Source organism: Komagataeibacter oboediens, assembly GCF_003207815.1.
Lineage (GTDB): Bacteria > Pseudomonadota > Alphaproteobacteria > Acetobacterales > Acetobacteraceae > Komagataeibacter > Komagataeibacter oboediens.
Genome location: NZ_NKTX01000182.1, coordinates 1 through 1,479, shown reverse-complemented (window position 1 = coordinate 1,479; position 1,479 = coordinate 1). Strand labels below are relative to the sequence as shown.

The 1,479-nt window shown below is 56.0% G+C and carries 1 protein-coding gene; it reads left to right on the top strand.

The window, feature by feature from the left end; genetic code table 11:
* Window positions 1-951: 951 nt before the first annotated feature.
* On the top strand, window positions 952-1,479 hold a 528-nt coding region (locus CFR80_RS18100; protein WP_146221718.1), incomplete at its 3' end, for an MFS transporter.

Genomic DNA, 1,479 nt, shown 5'->3' with positions numbered 1-1,479 from the left:
TCCTCAACCGCATGGACATTGATCGCCTCGATCCGCATGCTCACACGACGGACAGCAAGGCATTGTCAAGCTTGAAAAACTTTCGGATCGGGCTCTTAAAGATATATATTTAGGAATATCTTTCTGGATGTCTTTAAAGATGTCAATATTTTATACCTTTATGGCCACGCATACCTTTTATGCATGGGTCGTTTTGTTGGGTGGTCCGAAAACATCTGCATAATCTCGTACGCGGTGCTCCAGTGCCCAGCGTATCGGGAACATGCTCCATCCGTTTCCCACTCAGCGGCATGAAGCCTGCTTACAGGTTGATGGCCTGATGCCGTCCGCATAATCCTTGCAGCAGGGTGATTTCAAATGACCGGCCAGCCAGTGGGCACAAGCGGGAGTATTCGTGGACCGCGACGGTGTGCAGGAACGGATCTTGGGACGTAAATCCAAGCCAGCGGAAGTGCATGGCGTTCTTGGTTTCGGGGATCGGTCCAACCATGCGCCCATATGTTGCCTTGCTTGAAGGTGGCGGCGGCATGGGTGTCCGATCGGCCACTTACGCGGTGGCGAAGCGCTCCCGGAATGCACGCTCCAACGACCGGGCGATTGTGCCAGTGGTATCTACGCAAAAACCGTCTCGCCGGTCCTTGCGATCCCCTGCCACGATCTTTTATGCAATGTCTCGAAATTGCGCGGTTTGGCAGGTATCTTTTCTGGGACGACGGCTTTGGCTCATATGATTCTGCCATGACAACACGAGAAAAATGTTTTGACATCGCATTGTTCCGCGTGCAATTAAATACCAGACAGGTTTCCTGAAAGACGCGTTCATCAATGGCGGTGAACGACGTGGAAATGGCACAAACAATCACGACGACACCCGGACGGCCAACGATGGTCTCCGTGCCTGAATAAAGGCGTCTCCGTCACACCTGATGGATGGGGACTGGATGCGATGACGTGGACACAGGATTCCTCAAAGCCGGAAACCCGCGTACCCTTCTTGCGGCGTTCCTGTATTTCGATGTCTCGTTCATGGTGTGGGTCCTGCTTGGCCCGCTGGGCATTTCGATTGCTCACGACCTGCATCTGAATGCCGGTCAGAAGGGCCTGCTGGTCGCGACCCCGGTTCTGGCAGGTGCGCTTTTGCGTGTACTCGCCGGCGCGCTGGTCGATCATTTCGGGCCGCGACGGGTCGCGATTGGCGCCCAGATTCTTGTCATCGCCGGGCTGTTCCTGACATGGCTGATCGCGCCACACAGCTATGGCGCACTGTTCGGGGTTGCACTTGTGCTGGCCTCGGCATGGTATCCGCCACAATATCAGGGCACGGCGCTGGGAATTGCCGGGGCCGGCAATTCCGGCACGGCGCTTGCCTCGCTGTTTGCACCTGGCCTGGCCGTGCTTTATGGCTGGGTCAATGTGCTGGGGCTGGCAACGCTGCCACTGACCGCCGTGCTGGTCGCCTTTATATTTCTGGCCAGTGAA